21 protein-coding genes are annotated in these 16,927 nt (G+C 68.0%); 14 read left to right on the forward strand and 7 right to left on the reverse strand.

The features are described from left to right. The first annotated feature begins 182 nt into the window (after positions 1-182). From aspS to P1U75_RS08430, 4 genes are all read left to right on the forward strand, one after another. Positions 183-1,961, forward strand: coding sequence for an aspartate--tRNA ligase (gene aspS, locus P1U75_RS08415; RefSeq protein ID WP_300242006.1), 1,779 nt, complete (start codon positions 183-185; stop codon positions 1,959-1,961). A gap of 128 nt (positions 1,962-2,089) precedes the next feature. Continuing rightward, on the forward strand, positions 2,090-3,472 hold the full coding sequence (locus P1U75_RS08420) for a DUF1800 domain-containing protein (RefSeq protein ID WP_300242008.1): 1,383 nt from the start codon (positions 2,090-2,092) through the stop codon (positions 3,470-3,472). Positions 3,473-3,481: 9 nt separating this feature from the next. After that, entirely contained in the window at positions 3,482-4,696 is a 1,215-nt protein-coding gene (locus tag P1U75_RS08425; protein WP_300242010.1) for a DUF1501 domain-containing protein, read from the forward strand. After that, the gene (locus tag P1U75_RS08430; RefSeq protein ID WP_300242012.1) at positions 4,693-5,415 is read left to right on the forward strand and encodes a GNAT family protein; all 723 of its coding nucleotides are present in this window, start codon (positions 4,693-4,695) and stop codon (positions 5,413-5,415) included. The genes P1U75_RS08425 and P1U75_RS08430 overlap by 4 nt, the downstream gene beginning before the upstream one ends. A gap of 8 nt (positions 5,416-5,423) precedes the next feature. Here the strand turns inward: P1U75_RS08430 and P1U75_RS08435 are convergent, their stop codons facing one another. Further along, on the reverse strand, positions 5,424-6,146 hold the full coding sequence (locus P1U75_RS08435) for a response regulator (protein ID WP_300242198.1): 723 nt from the start codon (positions 6,144-6,146) through the stop codon (positions 5,424-5,426). A gap of 157 nt (positions 6,147-6,303) precedes the next feature. Between P1U75_RS08435 and mce the strand changes: the two genes are divergently transcribed. Together mce and P1U75_RS08445 are read left to right on the forward strand one after the other, a co-directional pair. Further along, entirely contained in the window at positions 6,304-6,708 is a 405-nt protein-coding gene (mce, locus tag P1U75_RS08440; RefSeq protein WP_300242014.1) for a methylmalonyl-CoA epimerase, read from the forward strand. A gap of 68 nt (positions 6,709-6,776) precedes the next feature. Continuing rightward, complete coding sequence (locus tag P1U75_RS08445; protein WP_300242016.1) at positions 6,777-7,052, forward strand: DUF1467 family protein; 276 nt, start codon at positions 6,777-6,779, stop codon at positions 7,050-7,052. A gap of 21 nt (positions 7,053-7,073) precedes the next feature. On the opposite strand, the gene P1U75_RS08450 is transcribed toward P1U75_RS08445, so the two are convergent. Then, positions 7,074-7,766, reverse strand: coding sequence for an EI24 domain-containing protein (locus P1U75_RS08450; RefSeq protein WP_300242018.1), 693 nt, complete (start codon positions 7,764-7,766; stop codon positions 7,074-7,076). Beyond that, entirely contained in the window at positions 7,763-8,341 is a 579-nt protein-coding gene (locus tag P1U75_RS08455; protein ID WP_300242020.1) for a nitroreductase family protein, read from the reverse strand. The genes P1U75_RS08450 and P1U75_RS08455 overlap by 4 nt, the downstream gene beginning before the upstream one ends. 179 nt (positions 8,342-8,520) lie before the next feature. On the opposite strand from P1U75_RS08455, the gene P1U75_RS08460 reads away from it, so the two are divergent. Next, complete coding sequence (locus P1U75_RS08460; protein ID WP_300242022.1) at positions 8,521-8,748, forward strand: hypothetical protein; 228 nt, start codon at positions 8,521-8,523, stop codon at positions 8,746-8,748. A gap of 52 nt (positions 8,749-8,800) precedes the next feature. Beyond that, complete coding sequence (locus tag P1U75_RS08465; RefSeq protein ID WP_300242025.1) at positions 8,801-9,076, forward strand: DUF167 domain-containing protein; 276 nt, start codon at positions 8,801-8,803, stop codon at positions 9,074-9,076. Positions 9,077-9,091: 15 nt separating this feature from the next. Here the strand turns inward: P1U75_RS08465 and P1U75_RS08470 are convergent, their stop codons facing one another. Next, complete coding sequence (locus tag P1U75_RS08470) at positions 9,092-9,361, reverse strand: hypothetical protein (RefSeq protein ID WP_300242027.1); 270 nt, start codon at positions 9,359-9,361, stop codon at positions 9,092-9,094. A gap of 124 nt (positions 9,362-9,485) precedes the next feature. Here P1U75_RS08470 and P1U75_RS08475 point away from each other — a divergent pair, with 124 nt between their 5' ends. The 5 genes from P1U75_RS08475 to P1U75_RS08495 all read left to right on the forward strand — a co-directional run bounded on the left by P1U75_RS08475 (position 9,486) and on the right by P1U75_RS08495 (position 11,471). After that, on the forward strand, positions 9,486-10,172 hold the full coding sequence (locus P1U75_RS08475; protein ID WP_300242029.1) for a M48 family metallopeptidase: 687 nt from the start codon (positions 9,486-9,488) through the stop codon (positions 10,170-10,172). After that, positions 10,169-10,549, forward strand: coding sequence for a YigZ family protein (locus P1U75_RS08480; protein WP_300242033.1), 381 nt, complete (start codon positions 10,169-10,171; stop codon positions 10,547-10,549). The genes P1U75_RS08475 and P1U75_RS08480 overlap by 4 nt, the downstream gene beginning before the upstream one ends. A gap of 67 nt (positions 10,550-10,616) precedes the next feature. Beyond that, positions 10,617-10,901 (forward strand): DUF6455 family protein, encoded by a 285-nt coding sequence (locus tag P1U75_RS08485; RefSeq protein WP_300242036.1) that lies wholly within the window; start codon positions 10,617-10,619, stop codon positions 10,899-10,901. Further along, complete coding sequence (locus P1U75_RS08490; protein WP_300242039.1) at positions 10,898-11,182, forward strand: DUF6455 family protein; 285 nt, start codon at positions 10,898-10,900, stop codon at positions 11,180-11,182. Before P1U75_RS08485 ends, P1U75_RS08490 begins: the two co-directional genes overlap by 4 nt. A gap of 1 nt (position 11,183) precedes the next feature. Next, a complete protein-coding gene (locus P1U75_RS08495; RefSeq protein WP_300242042.1) occupies positions 11,184-11,471 on the forward strand; it encodes a DUF6455 family protein in 288 nt (95 codons plus the stop codon). Between the two features lie 38 nt (positions 11,472-11,509). On the opposite strand, the gene P1U75_RS08500 is transcribed toward P1U75_RS08495, so the two are convergent. Together P1U75_RS08500 and rimO are read right to left on the reverse strand one after the other, a co-directional pair. Beyond that, positions 11,510-11,752, reverse strand: a complete 243-nt coding sequence (locus P1U75_RS08500) for a CDGSH iron-sulfur domain-containing protein (RefSeq protein ID WP_300242044.1) — start codon at positions 11,750-11,752, stop codon at positions 11,510-11,512. A 186-nt stretch (positions 11,753-11,938) separates the two neighbouring features. Then, positions 11,939-13,333 carry a 30S ribosomal protein S12 methylthiotransferase RimO gene (gene rimO / locus P1U75_RS08505; protein WP_300242047.1) on the reverse strand — a complete coding sequence of 465 codons (1,395 nt, stop codon included), beginning with the start codon at positions 13,331-13,333 and terminating at the stop codon, positions 11,939-11,941. Positions 13,334-13,462: 129 nt separating this feature from the next. Here rimO and P1U75_RS08510 point away from each other — a divergent pair, with 129 nt between their 5' ends. Beyond that, positions 13,463-15,382 (forward strand): AsmA family protein, encoded by a 1,920-nt coding sequence (locus P1U75_RS08510; RefSeq protein WP_300242049.1) that lies wholly within the window; start codon positions 13,463-13,465, stop codon positions 15,380-15,382. A gap of 36 nt (positions 15,383-15,418) precedes the next feature. Here the strand turns inward: P1U75_RS08510 and P1U75_RS08515 are convergent, their stop codons facing one another. Beyond that, positions 15,419-16,915: a phosphomannomutase/phosphoglucomutase gene (locus P1U75_RS08515; RefSeq protein WP_300242052.1), complete on the reverse strand. Its 1,497-nt coding sequence runs from the start codon at positions 16,913-16,915 to the stop codon at positions 15,419-15,421. Positions 16,916-16,927: the final 12 nt, after the last annotated feature.

Here is a 16,927-nt window from a genome sequence, read left to right on the forward strand (position 1 = left end):
ACCTCCGGCTCTCCGGTTCGCTGTTTCCTTGCTCCGCGAAAACGTTACACCAGCTTTTTTCAATTCCCAACACCGTTGCGAATCCCGTTGCGTCACCTGTTGCTCCCTTGACTTCCCGGGCCGGGCACGGTGTATCGGCGCGACATTCATGACCGCCCAGACCGCCCGAGGGGAGCCTCCCGATGCACGCCTATCGCAGCCATACCTGCGCAGACCTCACCGCCGCCGAAGTCGGCCAGACCGTCCGCCTGTCGGGCTGGGTCCACCGGATCCGCGATCACGGCGGGGTGTTGTTCATCGACCTGCGCGATCACTACGGCCTCACCCAGGTGCTGTGCGATCCCGACAGCCCGGTGTTTGCTGACGTCGAGAAGCTGCGCAGCGAATGGTGCGTACGCATCGACGGCGAGGTCAAGGCGCGGGCGCCCGAGCTGATCAACGCCAAGATCCCCACCGGCGAGATCGAGGTCTATATCCGCGACCTGGAGGTGCTGGGCCAGTCCGGCGAGCTGCCGCTGATCGTGTTCGGCGATCAGGAATACCCCGAGGAGACGCGGCTGCGCTATCGCTACCTCGACCTGCGCCGCGAGGCGATGCAGCGCAACATGACCCTGCGCAGCGACGTGGTGGCCAGCATCCGCCGCCGGATGTGGGATCAGAAGTTCCGCGAATACCAGACCCCGATCATCACCGCATCCAGCCCTGAGGGCGCGCGCGACTTCCTGGTGCCGAGCCGCCTGCATCCGGGCAAGTTCTATGCGCTGCCGCAGGCGCCGCAGCAGTTCAAGCAGCTGATCATGGTGTCGGGCTTCGACAAGTATTTCCAGGTCGCGCCCTGTTTCCGCGACGAGGATCCGCGCGCCGACCGCTCGCCCACCGATTTCTATCAGCTCGACCTCGAGATGTCCTTTGTCACCCAGCAGGACGTGTTCGACACCATCCAGCCGGTGCTGGAGGGCGTGTTCGAGGAGTTCGGCGACGGCAAGACGGTCGACAAGCACTGGCCGCAGATTTCGTACAAAGAGGCGGCGCTTTGGTACGGCACCGACAAGCCCGACCTGCGCAACCCGATCAAGATGCAGGATGTCTCGGAACATTTCCGTGGCTCGGGCTTTGCCATCTTCGCCAGGCTGCTGGAGCAGGACGGGACCGAGATCCGCGCGATCCCGGCCAAATCGGGCGGCAGCCGCAAGTTCTGTGACCGGATGAATTCCTATGCCCAGAAAGAGGGGCTGCCGGGGATGGGCTATATCTTCTGGCGGGAAGGTGAGAACGGCATGGAGGCGGCCGGACCGCTGGCCAAGAACATCGGCCCCGAACGGACCGAGGCGATCCGCCAGCAACTGGGCCTGGGCAAGGGCGACGCCGCCTTTTTCCTCGGCGGCAAGCCCGCCAGCTTCGAGGCGGTCGCGGGCCGCGCCCGTACCGTCATCGGCGAGGAGCTGAAGCTGACCGACAAGGACCGTTTCGCGTTCTGCTGGGTGGTCGATTTCCCGATGTACGAAAAGGACGACGAGACCGGCAGGATCGATTTCAGCCACAACCCCTTCTCGATGCCGCAGGGCGGAATGGAGGCGCTGCAGGGCGATCCGCTGGAGGTTCTGGGATACCAGTACGACCTGGCCTGCAACGGCTATGAGCTGGTCTCGGGCGCGATCCGGAACCACAAGCCCGAGATCATGTTCAAGGCCTTCGAACTGGCCGGATATGGCGAGGACGAGGTGCGCAAGCGGTTCGGCGGCATGGTCAACGCATTCCAGTACGGCGCGCCGCCGCACGGGGGCTGCGCCGCCGGGATCGACCGGATCGTGATGCTGCTGGCCGACGAAGCCAACATCCGCGAGGTCATCATGTTCCCGATGAACCAGCGCGCCGAGGACCTGATGATGAACGCCCCCAGCGAGCCGACCAGCGACCAGCTGATGGACCTGGGCCTGCGCGTGATCCCGCGCGAGGACTGAGCTTTCGGGCGGAGCTCCGCCGAGCGGTGAAAAAACCAACCCGGCGCGGCCCGTTCCACTAGGAACCGGGCCGCGTTGCGGTTTAAGCTTTGCCGCGTGAGGCGAACTTATCCGCGTGGTTTCCAGCCGTGAGCTTTTCCCCAGAACGTTCCGAGATCCGCTTTGGCTGCGGGCTGTCGCCGCAGATCGCGCCGCCGCCGACGCTTGATGCGCTGCTGGCCGGGCTGGATGGGCCCGACGGGATGGCGGCACGGTTTCCGGTCGTGACCCATGACGATTATTGGCAGCGGCGCGCGCACTGGCTGGATCTGCGCAAGCAAAAGCGCAAGGCCAGCGGCGCGCGGGCGCAGGCGCTGTCGGATCAGACCAAGGCGGTGAACCGCAGCTTTCGCGCCGACCTGTTGCGCGGCCTCGGGCAGACCGTGCTGCGCTGGAGCGGGACGCAGGCCGGCTTTCGCGAGCGCCTGGCGCTGTTCTGGGCGGATCACTTCACCACCGTGGGCAAGACCGGGCCGCAGCGCAGCGCGGTCTCGATCTATGTCGATGCGGCGATCCGGCCCAACCTGCCGGGGCGATTCGGCGATCTGCTGGTCGCGGCGGTGACCCACCCGATGATGCTGACCTATCTCGACCAGCGGGTCTCGGTCGGGCCGCAAAGCGCTTTTGCCCGCCGCAAGGGCAAGTCCCGTGGGCTGAACGAGAACCTCGCCCGCGAGGTTCTGGAGCTGCACACGCTGGGGGTGGACGGCCCCTATACCCAGGCGGACGTGCGCCAACTGGCCGAGCTGTTCACCGGCCTCACCGTCGGCCGGACCGGAACGGTGGAGTTTCGCCCCGGCTGGGCCGAGCCGGGCGAGGAGATGATCCTCGGGCGCCACTACGGCGGCAACCCGGCGCGGCTGGAGGCGGTGCAGAGCGCGCTGCACGATCTGGCGGTCCACCCGGCGACGGCGGATCACATCGCGCGCAAGCTGGCGGTGCATTTCGTCTCCGACACGCCCGACCCGGGGCTGGTGGCGCATATGTCGGCGCGGTTCCTGGCCACCGGGGGCGATCTGCGCGCGGTCTATGCCGCGATGCTGGAGCATCCGGCGGCTTGGGCCGACGGGCCCGGCAACGTCAAGCCGCCGTTCGATTTCATCGCCTCGGCCTGTCGGGCGCTGGCGGTGGCGCCGGAGCGGATCGAAACCGCGAAGGACAGTCAGATGAACCGGCTGATCCTGCAACCGGCGCGCGCCATGGGGCAGTTCTGGCAGCGGCCCAATGGCCCGGACGGCTGGCCCGAGGCGGATGCGGCCTGGATCACCCCGCAGGGGCTCTCGGCGCGGCTGCGCTGGGCGATGGCGGTGCCGCGCCGGCTGCTGCCCGACCTGCCGGACCCGCGCGCCTTTGTCGATACCGCGCTGGGCGCGGCGGCGCCCGAGCCGGTGCGCTTTGCCGCGCGGGCCGCCGAAACCCGGGCCGAGGCGGTGGGGCTGGTGCTCTCGGCGTCGGCATTCCAGCGCCGATAGGAGGCCGCTATGACCAAGGATCTTTCCCGCCGTGCCTTTCTGACCCGCGGCGCCGTGCTGGGGTGCTCGGCGGCGGCCAGCCCGCTCTGGACGCGGGTGAGTTACGCAGCCGCGCCCTGGGAGACGCGGCTGGTGGTGATCATCCTGCGCGGCGGCATGGACGGGCTCGACGTGGTGCAGCCCCGCGGCGCGCCGGAATACGCCGCACTGCGCGGGGCGCTGGCAGGTGGCGGCGGGGCAGCCTCCGACCTCGACGGGTTCTTTGCCCTGCACCCGGCGCTGGCGCCGCTGATGCCGCTCTGGGCGCGGGGCGAGCTGGGGTTCATGCATGCGGTCTCGACCCCCTACCGTGACAAGCGCAGCCATTTCGACGGGCAGGACCTGCTCGAGGCGGGGACCGGCGAGCTTTCCGGCGCGCGCGACGGCTGGCTCAACCGGATGCTGCAACTGGTCCCGGGCGTCGAGGCGCAGACCGCCTTCGCGCTGGGTCACGGCGAGATGAAGGTGCTGGCCGGCGCCGCCCCGGTGGCCGACTGGTCGCCCGAGGCAGATCTGACCATGAGCCCGCAGGCGATCCGGCTGATGGAGCTGGTGATGCAGGACGATCCGCTGTTCCACCCGGCGCTGACCGAGGCGCTGATGCTCTCCGAAGGCGGCGAAATGAGCGGGGGCGGGATGGCCGGGGAGGGCGACCGCCCGGCGATGGAGCCGCCGCGCGCCGGCGGCGGCGGCATGGTGCCGGTGGCCGAGTTCGCCGCAGAGCAGCTGCGCGGCGACGCCCGGCTGGTGTCCTTTTCGGTCAACGGCTGGGACACCCATCGCAACCAGGCGCGCACGCTGCGCCCGGCGCTGGGCCAGTTGTCCGAGACCGTGACCACCCTGCACGACCGGCTTGGCCCCGAGGTTTGGGGCAAGACCGCGATCCTCGCCATGACCGAGTTCGGCCGCACCGTGCGCGTCAACGGCACCGGCGGCACCGATCACGGCACCGGCGGGGTGATGGTAATGGCCGGCGGCGCCCTGCGTGGCGGCATGGTGCACGGGCGCTGGCCGGGGCTGGACGAGGCCGCGCTTTATGATCGCCGCGACCTGATGCCCACGGGCGACGTGCGCGCCGCCGCCGCCTGGGTTCTGCGCGGAGTGGCAGGGCTCGACCGGGCCGGGCTGGAGCGCACGGTTTTCCCCGGCCTCGACATGGGCGCAGATCCGCGGCTGTTGCGATGACCGGCCCCGATCCTGCCCGCCCGCTTGGTTCGCCGGTCGCAAACCGGACCCCGCCGTCCTTACCCTCTGGCGCGCTGCTGGAGGGGCGTTTCGCCCGGCTTGAACCGCTCTCGGCCGAGGACCATGCGGCGCTGCTCTTTCGCGCCTACGCGGGCCATGATGCCCTGTGGGATTACATGGCCTATGGGCCGTTCCACTCGGCCGCGCAATACCATCGCTGGGTCCGCGACACCGTGGCGAACCCCGACCACCTGTTCTATGCCATCTGCGATAAGGACAGCGGGATCTGCGGCGGCGTGGCCAGCTTTCTGCGGATCAAGCCGCAGATGGGGGTGATCGAGGTGGGCAACATCGCCCTCTCGCCCGCGCTGCAGCGGACCCGTGCGGCGACCGAGGCAATGGCGCTGATGATGGGCTGGGCCTTCGACGCGGGCTATCGGCGCTACGAGTGGAAATGCGATGCGCTCAACCGCCCCTCACGCGCTGCCGCGCAACGGCTCGGGTTCAGCTTCGAGGGGGTGTTCCGGCAGCACATGGTGATCAAGGGGCGCAACCGCGACACCGCCTGGTTCGCCGTGACCGACCGGGACTGGCCTGCCCTGCGCGAGGCTTTCTCCGCCTGGCTGGCGCCGGCGAATTTCGATTCCGCAGGCCGCCAGCGGGAGCGGCTGGGCGATCTGACCCGGCTGGTGCGGGTCGGCTCCGACCCGACGCTCTGAGCGCAGGCTCAGATCGGCCGCGCCCCGCGCAGCCGCTGCTGGACCAGCCCGGCCAGCCGCGCCGTGGGCGAGGCCAGCGGCGCCCCCTGCGCCCGCGCCCGCGCCAGACCGCTGGCGGCCTCGGCCAGGGCGCCGTCCTCGGCGCTGCGGGCCACCCCGCGCAGAAACTGCGCGACATAATCCAGCACCTTTTCCTCGTGGCCGTCGTTCAGCATGTCGGCGACATGGGCCATGTCGTCGCGGTAGGCCAGCGGATCGGGGTGGATGATGTCCTGCTCGGCGCGATCTGGCGCCCCCCCAGGTGACAGATCGGCCGGCAGATGGGTGAGGATTTCCGACTGGAATCGCGCCAGCGAGGCGATCGGTTTGGCCAGGAACCCGTCGGCCCCGGCGGCGATCGCGGTCTCCTCGCCGAAGCTGTCGCCGGACAGCCCCAGGATCACGCCGATCCGCGGGAACCGGCCGGCGGCCTCCTCGATCAGGTCGAGGCCGTTGCCATCGGGCAGGCCCAGATCGGCGATCAGAACCGACGGGCGGTAGACCTGCAGATGGTGGCGGGCCGATTTCAGGCAATCGGCCCGGCGGATGCGCGCGCCGCTGCGCAGGCTCAGCAGCCGCAGCGCCTCGGCTGCATAGGCGCTGTCCTCGACCACCAGGACGGTGAGACCCAGAAGCGGGCGGCCGGGGCTGGCAGGCGGGTGCGACAGGGCAAACGGCTCGCGGTCTTCCATGGCCGGCATGACTGGTTTCTCCCTTCGGCGACGACGGCAGGCTAGGCGCGATCGGCCTAACGGGCGGTTAACGCCGGCAAGTGCCGCGCCCACTTGCCCTCGCGCGAGCAAACCCCCATAACCCCGGCAACGCCATTCCAGCCGCGAGGAGACCGCCATGATCGGACGCCTGAACCATGTTGCCATCGCCGTTCCCGATCTCGAGGCGGCCTCGGAACAGTACCGCAGCGCGCTGGGCGCCAAGGTCGGCGCGCCGCAGGACGAGCCCGACCACGGCGTCACCGTGGTATTCATCGAGCTGCCCAACACCAAGATCGAGCTGCTCTACCCGCTGGGCGAGGGTAGCCCGATCCAGGGGTTCCTGGACAAGAACCCCTCGGGCGGCATCCACCATGTCTGCTACGAGGTCGAGGATATCCTCGCCGCGCGCGACCATCTCAAGGCAACCGGCGCCCGCGTGCTGGGCAATGGCGAGCCCAAGATCGGCGCCCACGGCAAGCCAGTGCTGTTCCTGCATCCGAAGGATTTCAACGGCTGCCTGGTGGAGCTGGAACAGGTCTGAGCTAGATCGCCCGCCAGGGCCCCCACGCCGGGGCCGCCCCTTGCCCGCCCAACGCCCGGAGGTTTCCCATGTCGATCGTATCCGCCCTGGTGCTCTACGCGGTGATCTGGTTCATGACCTTTTTCATCGCCATCCCGATCCGGCTGAAGACGCAGGGCGACATGGGCGAGGTGGTCGAGGGCACCCATGCAGGTGCGCCGGCGCATCACAACCTGAAGAAAAAGGCCTGGATCACCACCGCTGTCGCCGCTGTGCTCTGGGCGGCGATTGCCGGGATCATCCTGTCCGGCTGGATCTCGGTCGATGATTTCGACTGGACCAAGAGCCTGCCGCCGGTGAATTGAGGCGGTGAACCGAGCCACGCCTTACCGCCGCGACTCCAGCCGGTGGTAGATATGGGTGAAGGTGGCCGCGCCGAGGATCGGGATCACCAGGTTCAGCAGCGGCACCGAGAGCGGGATCGCCATCAGCGTGCCGGCCAGCCAGATCGTTCCCATATGCTTCGCCCGCAGTTCCTTGGCGCCCTTGCGCCCCAGCCGCCGCATCGCCGCGAGGGTGAAGTATTCCCGCCCCAGCAGGAACCCGTTCAGCCCCCAGAAGATGAACACCGACCCCACCGGCAACAGCGCGTAGAGGATAAAGGCCAGCAGGTTGGCCCCGATCAACACGCCGAGGAAGTTCACCGTGTCGCGCAGCGCGTCCCAGAACGGCACCGGGGGCACCGGCGGAAGCTGCGGGTAGTGGCGATCCTCCACCGCCTTGGCCACCTCGTCGAGGAACATCGAGGTGATCGCCGAGGCGACCGGGATCATCAGGAAGAACGACAGAACCATCATGAAGATGAAGGACGACAGGCTGAGCAGGTCGTTCAGCCAGCGCACCTCGCCCAGCACCGGCAGGGTGGCTTCCGCTCCGACGAAGACCTCGATCACCACCAGAAACCCGGCATAGGCCGCGACCAGCAGCGCGAAGGTCAGCCCGATGCCGAGAAACAGCACGCGACGAAACCGGCGGTCGCCGATCTGGGAGAGGGCGAGCAGAAAGGATTTCAGAATCACCGGCTCACCCATTCGGTGATGGCGTCGAGGTCGGGGCGGGGTCGTTCGGGGGGCGCGCTGGTTTCGGTGCCTATATGGATAAGGCCCGCGATGCTCTCATGCGGCGCGAGCCCCAGGCCGGTCTCGCAGAACACCCGGTCGTGCGAGACCCGGCCGGTCAGCCAGTTGGCGCCCCAGCCCGAGGCCAGAGCGGCGTTGAGCAGCGCCAGACAAACCGCGCCGGCGGAATAGCTCTGTTCGATCGCCGGGATCTTGTCCGAGGGTTTCTGCACCTCGATCACCGCCACCGCCAGCACCCCCTGGTCGAACTGTTGCCGGGCCTTGGCGATGTCGCCGGCGTCTAGCTCCAGCGCGCGCGCCCGGGCCTCGGCCAGATCGGCCAGGCGCGGCATTGCGCCGGCCTCGATCACGACAAAGCGCCAGGGCTCCAACTTGCCGTGATCGGGGCTGCGCGCGGCGGCCCGCAGCAGCGGCGCCAGTGCCGCGCGCGTGGGCGCCGGGGCGCGCAGGGTCTTGGCCGGGCGCGAGCGGCGGCCGAGCAGAAAGTCGAGCGCGGAAGGGTTGGGATCGGGCATATGTGAAACCTGTTTACATCTGTCCCTCCCAATCTCAGGGCGGGGGCTGCAAGTTTCAAGGGAGAATCCGAGCAAAGCCGGGGCCATGCTCACGCGAACGTGCGGGCCAGGGCAGTTCGGGGGTGCTATACTGCGCCGGGCGCGGCAGGAAACCGGCCGCGCCTGAAACAGGAGAGACCATGCGCTTCGCCTTCGCCTGCCTTGCCTGCATATTGCTGGCCAGTTTGTTGTCGGCCTGTACGCCCGTCGGCGCATCCTGGCCCGGCATGTCGCGCGACCCTGCCGCCGATCCCGCGCTCGGCCAGGGCGATTACGCCGGGGCGCCACCCGCGCACGGCGGCGTGATCTCGCCCGACCGCGCGGCCCGGCGCGCCTATTACCGCGGCCCGCGCGGCCACGAGTTCTAGGCGCGTCACGCGGCCTCTGGCGTTCGTCCCGGCGGCGGCGCTATAGAAAGGCATGGCGAAACCCAAGCTCCGCGACCTGCCCGATCTCTCGGACCTGGCCCATCCGGGCACCGAGATCGCCCTGCGCGTCACCCCCAAGGCTGCGCGCACCAGCCTGACGCGCGACGGCGACGCCCTGCGCGCCACCGTCACCGTGGCGCCGGAGAACGGCAAGGCAAACGCGGCGGTGCAGGCGCTGCTGGCGGCGGCGATGAAGGTCGCGCCCTCGCGCCTGGAGTTGCGACGCGGCCAGACCGCGCGCGACAAGGTCTTTATCTTTCTGGGCTAGGAGGGTGCGGGCTAGCTAGGCGTCGCCGTCCGGGCCGTCCGCGTCCTCCCCGTCGACCTGCCGCAACTGGTACACCCCCTCGGGCAGATCCAGCGCCGCAGCCAGGTCGCGCAGCTGCTCCGGCGACAGGGTGATCGTCTGCAGCCGGTCGGTGCGCGGGTCGATCTGCTCCAGCGTCACGCATTCCGCGAAGGCATTGATCGTCACGTCCTCCTGCAGCGGCAGTTCGCCTTCGTCGACCAGGGTGATGACGGTGGCGTCGAATTCATGCTCGATGGTAAACATGGGCGAACTGTGCCGCCGCGCGCCCCCCATTGCAAGCCGGATCGAACCCGACCGGGGCGGGGCTGGCGGGTCCGGCGCACTGTGCTAACCTTTACCGCGACAAACCCGGAAAAAGGCCCGCGCGATGCGCCGATTTCTCATGCTGATGGCCCTGCTTGCCGCCGCGGGCTGCGATCTTGCCCCGGCGCCGACGCAAGCGGTGCTGCAGGCAAGGCACGACTTCCGGACCGTTGTCGCGGCCGTCGAACCGGTGGCCGAGGCGGTCTGCCGCAGCCAGGCCGGCGGGGTGAACTGCGATTTCCTGATTCTGGTCGATCCCGATCCGCGCGCCGAGCCGAATGCCTATCAGTCGGTCGACCGGCGCGGCCGGCCGGTGATCCTGTTCTCCGTGGCGCTGATCGACAGCACGCGCAGCGCCGATGAACTGGCCTTCGTGCTCAGCCACGAGACCTCGCATCACATCCTCGGTCATCTCGACCGGCAGGCGCGCCATGCCGCGGTCGGGGCCGAGATCTTCGGCGATCTCGCCACGCTGGACGGCGCCAGTCCCGCGGCGGTGGTGCGGGCGCGCGAGATTGGCGCGGAGGTGGGCGCGCGCAGTTACTCCAAGGATTTCGAACTCGAGGCCGATCAGCTTGGCACCGTGATCGCCTATCGTGCCGGGTTCGACCCGCTGCGCGGGGCCGGGTATTTCACCCGGCTGCCCGATCCCGGCGACCGGTTCCTCGGCACCCATCCGCCCAACGCGGCGCGGATCTGGGTGGTGCGCGAAACCGTGAAACTCTTGCAGACCACGGGCGTGGCCGGGTGAGCGGGCCGGAGCTGACGCGCCTGGGCGTGGTGCTCAGCGATCGTGGGTCGCGCTACGCGGTCAGCGGCGCGCCGGTGCGCAGCCGGGCCGAGGTCGATGCGGTTCTCGCGGCGCTGAAGGCCGACCGCAGCTATGGCAGGGCCACCCATAACACCTGGGCGGTGAGGCTCTCGGCCACCGGCGCGCTGAAGGCCGATGACGGCGAATCCGGGGCCGGCATGGTGATTCTGCGCATGCTGGAACGCGCAGGGCTGGAGGATCACCTGGTGATCGTCACCCGCTGGTATGGCGGCAAGAAGTTGGGTGGCGACCGGTTCCGCCGGGTGCAGGATGCGGTGCGCGCCTATCTGGAACAGACCGGGTTGTCCGACGGTTGACCTGCATCAAAGGGGCGCAGCGCCGGCTTTGTTACTCTTGGGTCATTCACCGCCGCAGGGGGCCGAGATGCACGACCGCCACACGCTCAAACGTCACGCCGCGCTGGTGGACCGGATGGCCTCCGCTCTGGGTATCGATCTGGAGGAGGCGGCGCTCGCCGGGCGGTTGGCCTTCGACGAGATCGCCGATGCCGTTCTGCGCTGTGCCGGGTGTGTCGGCGCCGTGCGGTGTGCCGAGATTTCGGGCACGCCTGCCTCGGGCGTTGCGGCACCGGTGTATTGCGCGAACCGCAGGATGTTTTCGCGGCTGGTGGCGGCACGGACCCCGAGGAGAGAAGGGGAGTTGTCATGACCGCGGTTCTGGGACGGATCATGAGGCACGTGCGGCTGATCTCGCGGATGGCCAAGACCACCGACGCGGATCTGGTCGGCGCCTATGAGACCGGAGACCTGAGCCAGGAGGAGTGGGCCGAGATGGTCCAGAGTTGTCGACACTGTGCCTGGGCCGATGACTGCGACGCCTGGCTGGAGGCGCATGAAGCGGCGCCCTGCGCGCCTGAGACCTGCCCGAACCGGGCCAGGTTTGCCGCCCTGCGGCAGCGCGCCGAAGCGCATGAGGATACGGGAGGGTAGGATGCACGACGGGGTGAGAACCGAAGAGATCGACACGGTCGACCAGCACTTCTGGCTGACCCGCTCGGTGGCGCGGGTGTCGGGCGTCAACCTGTCCAGCGCAATGGTCGAGGGGGCGCTCGACCTCGACGACTATGTCGACATGGTCGAACGCTGCCGCACCTGTCCCTGCCGCGCCATGTGCGAAAACTGGCTGGCCAGACAGGCGGTCTGGCCCGCGCCGCCGCCGCCGTATTGCGCCCATGTTCGGATTCTGGAGGATTTGCGCCGGCTTCAGACGCCGCATTGATCCGCCGCGTGGCGGCGCGGAAACAGGCCTTGGCGCTGCTAAAGCTTGGCGTGCGTCCCGTCGCAGAGCGGCGCCTTTGACGAGGCCTTGCAGCCGCAAAAGAACACCTTTCCATCAGCCTCGGCGGTGTATTTCACTGGCGTGATCGCGGTGCCCTTGTGGCTGCCGTCGCAGAACGGCTGTTTCGCGCTGCGCCCGCAGGCGCACCAGAAATAGGTTTTTCCGGCCTCGACCTCGACGGGGAAGGGGGATTTCTGGGCGATGATCGGCGTATCGGGCATGGATGGCTCCTGCTTCGGTGGCTGCGGCAACGCTGCCGCCTCCGGCAACCTAGGTCAATCCGCCCGTCCGCACAGCCCGGTTTTCGTGCCGGCGTGTGGATATCTTTCGGATTGTTTTGTGGATAGGCACGGAGAATATCGGGAATTGTAAACCGCTACCCCTGAACCTGTGGGTAAATCAACGGTTCACTTTCGAAAAATCCGTCCCCAAAGGTCATAGTCACTGGCCTCCTCGATCTCGACAGTGACCAGATCCCCGGGTTTGAGCGCCTCGAAATCCTCGTCGATGAACAGGTTGCCGTCGATCTCCGGCGCGTCCGATTTGGTGCGGCAGGTGGCGGCCTCGCCATCGACCGCATCGACGATCACCTCGCAGGTGGTGCCGACCATTGCCGCGAGTTTCGCCGCGGAAATCTCCTGCGCCTTTTGCATGAACCGTTCCCAACGCTCCTGCTTGATCTCGTCGGGGACATGGTCTGGCAGGTCGTTCGACCGCGCACCCGCGACGTTTTCGTATTGAAAACAACCCACTCGATCAAGCTGCGCCTCGTCCATCCAGTCCAGCAGGGTCTGGAACTCTGCCTCGGTCTCGCCCGGATAGCCGACGATGAAGGTCGAGCGCAGGGTGATCTCGGGACAGATCGCGCGCCAGGCGGCGATCTCGTCGAGCGTCTTTGCCGCCGCCGCAGGCCGCGCCATGCGCTTCAGCGTATCGGGATGGGCGTGCTGGAACGGGATGTCGAGATAGGGCAGCACGCCGCTTTGCGGGTCCGCCATCAGCGGGATCAATTCGCGCACATGCGGATAGGGATAGACGTAATGCAGCCGCACCCAGGCGCCCAGCTGGCCCAGTTCGCGCGAAAGATCGGTGATATGGCTGCGCAGCTCGCGGTTTTTCCACAGGTTCGAATCATACTTGCGATCCAAGCCGTAAGCGCTTGTGTCCTGGGATATAACCAGCAGTTCCTTCACCCCTGCCTCGACCAGTTTCTCGGCCTCGCGCAGCACCGCATGGCCCGGGCGCGAGGCCAGCCGCCCGCGCATGTCGGGGATGATGCAGAACTTGCACCTGTGATTGCAGCCCTCGGAGATCTTCAGATAGCTGAAATGGCGCGGCGTCAGTTTCACCCCCGCCGCCGGCAGCAGATCGACAAAAGGATCGGGATCGGGCGGCACCGCGCCGTGCACAGCGTCGAGCACCTGCTCGTACTGGTGCGGGCCGGTCACCGCGAGGATGCGCGGGTGGTGTTCGCGGATATAGTCCGGCTCGGCGCCGAGACAGCCGGTCACGATCACCTTGCCGTTCTCGCGCAGCGCCTCGCCGATCGCCTCCAGCGATTCCGCCTTGGCACTGTCGAGAAAACCGCAGGTGTTCACGATCACCGCATCGGCGCCCGCGTAATCGGGCGAGACGCCATAGCCCTCGGCGCGCAGCCGGGTCAGGATGCGTTCGCTGTCCACCAGCGCCTTGGGGCATCCCAGTGACACCATGCCGATACTGGGCTGTCCCGCGCGGGGGCGGTCGGCCATGCGGGGGCGCGGGGCGAGGTCGGGGCGAAGATCGGGCGGATTGGAACTCATTGCGCGCATATAAAGGTGCCGGCGTCCGGTGCAAAGGGGGCAAAGATGTGTGGACATGCGATTGCGCCCCGAGGCACAGGGGCTAAGCTGGGGCCGGACCGGTCGGGCAAACGGGCAAGGGGGCAGTCGATGAGATGGATCTTTCGCATCATCGGGGTGGTGTTCATCGCGGCAGCAGTGGCGGTGGCGGGCGTGCTGTTCCTGCCGTCGCAGCAGATCGCGCGCATCGCCGCGGACCAGATCGAGGCGCGCACCGGTCGCGCCGTCAGCTTCGAGGGCGGCGTCAGCGTTTCGGTCTGGCCGGTGCTGGGGGCCGAGACCGGGCCGGTCACGCTCGCCAATGCCGATTGGGCCGGAAAGGACCCGATGCTGCGGGCCGAGAGCCTGTCGATCGGCATCGACACCCGCGCGCTGCTGTCGGGAACCGTCCGGGTCACCCGGATCGTGGCGAAATCGCCCGAGCTGATGCTGGAAACCCGCGCCGACGGGCAGGGAAACTGGGTCTTTGGCGAGGCAGCCCCCGCAGCCTCGGGCGAAACCGCCGGGGGCACCGCCCCACCGGCCACGCTGGAGCGGCTGGAGCTGTCCGGCGCGCGCCTGCGCTACTCTGCCGCCGGAGCGGCGCCCGTGGCGCTGGGGCCGCTCGACCTGGTGCTGGACTGGCCGCAGGGCCAGACGGCCGCCGATCTCTCGGTGCGGCTCGCCCATGGGGGGGGCGCCATCGACCTGACCGCGCGCATCACCGCGATGGAGGAGATGCTCGCCGGCAAGGTGGTGCCACTGACCGCCTCGGCCAGGCTGGGCGCGGCGGCGCTAACCTTTGACGGCCGCGCCAGCATCGCGGGCGAGGTCGCCGGGCGGGTTCAGGCCGACAGCCCCGACACGGGCGCGCTGATGGCGGCGCTGGGGCTGGCGGCGGCGGATCTGCCCCGGGGGCTGGGCCGGGCCGCAAAGGTTTCGGCGCAGGCGACCTATACCACTGACGGTCGGCTGTCCCTGCGCGAGATTGCGGCGGTGCTGGATCAAAACAGCTTTACCGGGGCGGCGGATATCGACCTTTCGGGCAAGCCGCGGGTGGTGGCCGAGCTTTCCGCCGGGGCGCTGGATCTCTCGGCGCTGGGCGGGGCGGATGGCGGCGGTTCCGGCGCTGGCAGTAGCGACTCGGGCTGGTCGAAAACCCCGATCGACGTCAGCGCGCTGGGCCTTGCCGACGCCTCGGTCACGCTGAAGGCCGACAGTATCGACACCGGGATCACGCAACTGGGGGCGACCCGGGCCAAGCTTGCGCTGGAGCGGTCGCGCGCGGTTGTCACGCTGTCCCCGGCCACCGCCTTTGGCGGCAGCCTGCGCGGCGAGTTTGTCGCCAACGGGCGCAAGGGGTTTTCGGTGCGCGGCGACCTCAAGGCCGAGGGCATCGACATGACCGCGCTGCTCACCGATCTGGTCGGGATCGACCGGTTCTCCGGCGCCGCCGAAGCGGAGCTTGCGTTTCTTGGATCCGGCGCCTCGGTGGATGCGATCATGCGCTCGCTGAGCGGGACCGGTCGGCTCGACGTGGGGCGCGGGGTGATCTCGGGGATCGACCTCGACAAGCTGTTTCGCTCTGGCGCCGTCACCGGCGGAACCACCGTGTTTGACAGCCTCAAGGGCAGTTTCACCATCACCGGCGGCAATCTGCAAAACGATGACCTTGCGCTGTTGCTTTCCAGCTTTCGCGTGAACGGTGCCGGGCGCATCGGTCTTGGGGCGCAAGATCTGGACTATCTCGTCACCCCGCTGGCCTTCGAAAGCGAGGACAGCGCCGGGCTGCAGGTGCCAGTGCGTTTCACCGGCCCGTGGAACAGCCCGCGCATCCGCCCCGATCTGGACGCCGCCAGCAAGGCGCGACTGGAGGAGGAGAAGGACAAGCTGGAAGAGAAGGCCAAGAAGGCGCTGCAGGACAAACTGAACCTGACGATCGAGGAGGGTCAGAGCACCGAAGAGGCGATCAAGGACCGGCTCGAGGACGAGGCCGCCAAGCAGTTGAAAAAGCTCTTCGGCAACAACTGAGGGGGGGCAGGCCGCCGGGCGGCCCGCCCTTGGCGTTCAGATCCGCTGGTCGTAATCGCCGACCGAGGGTTCGGAGCGGATCACCGTGTCGATATCGGTGAAGATGGCGCGCATCTCTTCCTCGCTCTGGGCACTTTCGCAGACCACGACGAGGTTCGGGGTGTTGGAACTGGCCCGCACCAGCCCCCAGGACCCGTTGTCGAGGATCACCCGCGCGCCGTTCACCGTCACCACCTCCTTGATGGGGCGGCCGGCGACGGTCTCGCCCGCCTCGTGTTTCGCGACCAGCTTCTGCACCAGCCGCTCCAGCACCTCGTATTTCTCGGTGTCGGCGCAATAGGGCGACATGGTCGGGGTCGACCAGGTTTTCGGCAACGCCTTGCGCAGGTCCGACATCGACATCTCGGGGTTGCGCTCCATCAGCTTGCAGATCTCGACCGCTACCCGCATGCCGCAGTCATAGCCGCGCCCGATCGGCTCGGCGAGGAAGTAGTGGCCGGATTTCTCGAAGCCCGCCAGCGCGCCGATCTCCTTGACGCGGCGCTTCATGTGGGAATGCCCGGTCTTCCAGTAATCGGCCTTGACGCCGTGCTTGAGCAACTCGGGGTCCGAGGCGAACAGCCCGGTGGATTTCACATCCGCGACAAAGGTGGAATTGGGATAGAGCTTGGCCAGGTCGCGGGCCATGATCACGCCCACCTTGTCGGCAAAGATCTCCTCGCCCTCGTCATCGACCACGCCGCAGCGGTCGCCATCGCCGTCGAAGCCGAGCGCCAGGTCGGCGCCGCTGGCCAGCACGGATTCGGCCATGTCGTGCAGCATGTGCATGTCTTCGGGGTTCGGGTTGTAGTTCGGGAAGGTATAGTCGAGGTCATTGTGGCTCGGCACCACCTCGACGCCGATCCGCTCGAACAGTTCGGGCGCGATCTCGCTGGCGGTGCCGTTGCCGGTGGCGCAGACGACCTTGAGCTTGCGGGTCATTTTGAAATCGCCGACGAGGTCGTCGAGATAGGCCTCTTTCACCCCTTCGACGAACTCGTAGCCGCCGCCGGCGGATTGCACGCCGTGCCCCGAGAGCACGATCTCCTTCAGTTCACCCATCTCGTCCGGCCCGTGGGTCAGCGGCCGGTCAAAGCCCATCTTGACCCCGGTCCAGCCGTTCGGATTGTGGCTGGCGGTCACCATGGCCACGGCGGGCACGTCCAGGTGGAACTGGGCGAAATAGGCCATCGGCGACAGCGCCGGCCCGATGTCCTTGACGTGAATGCCCGCCTGCATCAGCCCCAGCATCAGCGCGTTCTTGATCGCCAGCGAATAGTCGCGGTAATCGTTGCCGACCGCGATTTCGGGCTTGATGCCGCGCCGGCGCATCTGGGTGCCGAGGCCGAGGCCCAGCGCGGTCACGCCGGGCAGGTTGATCTCGTCGGGGTATTTCCATCGCGCGTCATATTCACGGAACCCCGTCGGGGTGATCATCGGCAGCTTCAGGAAATCCCAGGTATTGGGCGTCACCTCGTACAGTGGGCGCGTCATGCAAACTTGTCC

This window comes from Antarcticimicrobium sp. (assembly GCF_029212575.1).
Lineage (GTDB): Bacteria > Pseudomonadota > Alphaproteobacteria > Rhodobacterales > Rhodobacteraceae > Antarcticimicrobium.

Coding starts and splice junctions, on each gene's coding strand:
- P1U75_RS08495 (WP_300242042.1), top strand. CDS start 11,184: ATGCACGACGGGGTGAGAACCGAAGAGATCGACACGGTCGACCAGCAC.
- rimO (WP_300242047.1), bottom strand. CDS start 13,333: ATGAGTTCCAATCCGCCCGATCTTCGCCCCGACCTCGCCCCGCGCCCC.
- mce (WP_300242014.1), top strand. CDS start 6,304: ATGATCGGACGCCTGAACCATGTTGCCATCGCCGTTCCCGATCTCGAG.
- P1U75_RS08430 (WP_300242012.1), top strand. CDS start 4,693: ATGACCGGCCCCGATCCTGCCCGCCCGCTTGGTTCGCCGGTCGCAAAC.
- P1U75_RS08485 (WP_300242036.1), top strand. CDS start 10,617: ATGCACGACCGCCACACGCTCAAACGTCACGCCGCGCTGGTGGACCGG.
- P1U75_RS08510 (WP_300242049.1), top strand. CDS start 13,463: ATGAGATGGATCTTTCGCATCATCGGGGTGGTGTTCATCGCGGCAGCA.
- P1U75_RS08425 (WP_300242010.1), top strand. CDS start 3,482: ATGACCAAGGATCTTTCCCGCCGTGCCTTTCTGACCCGCGGCGCCGTG.
- aspS (WP_300242006.1), top strand. CDS start 183: ATGCACGCCTATCGCAGCCATACCTGCGCAGACCTCACCGCCGCCGAA.
- P1U75_RS08515 (WP_300242052.1), bottom strand. CDS start 16,915: ATGACGCGCCCACTGTACGAGGTGACGCCCAATACCTGGGATTTCCTG.
- P1U75_RS08500 (WP_300242044.1), bottom strand. CDS start 11,752: ATGCCCGATACGCCGATCATCGCCCAGAAATCCCCCTTCCCCGTCGAG.
- P1U75_RS08455 (WP_300242020.1), bottom strand. CDS start 8,341: ATGCCCGATCCCAACCCTTCCGCGCTCGACTTTCTGCTCGGCCGCCGC.
- P1U75_RS08470 (WP_300242027.1), bottom strand. CDS start 9,361: ATGTTTACCATCGAGCATGAATTCGACGCCACCGTCATCACCCTGGTC.
- P1U75_RS08435 (WP_300242198.1), bottom strand. CDS start 6,146: ATGGAAGACCGCGAGCCGTTTGCCCTGTCGCACCCGCCTGCCAGCCCC.
- P1U75_RS08475 (WP_300242029.1), top strand. CDS start 9,486: ATGCGCCGATTTCTCATGCTGATGGCCCTGCTTGCCGCCGCGGGCTGC.
- P1U75_RS08490 (WP_300242039.1), top strand. CDS start 10,898: ATGACCGCGGTTCTGGGACGGATCATGAGGCACGTGCGGCTGATCTCG.
- P1U75_RS08465 (WP_300242025.1), top strand. CDS start 8,801: ATGGCGAAACCCAAGCTCCGCGACCTGCCCGATCTCTCGGACCTGGCC.
- P1U75_RS08445 (WP_300242016.1), top strand. CDS start 6,777: ATGTCGATCGTATCCGCCCTGGTGCTCTACGCGGTGATCTGGTTCATG.
- P1U75_RS08460 (WP_300242022.1), top strand. CDS start 8,521: ATGCGCTTCGCCTTCGCCTGCCTTGCCTGCATATTGCTGGCCAGTTTG.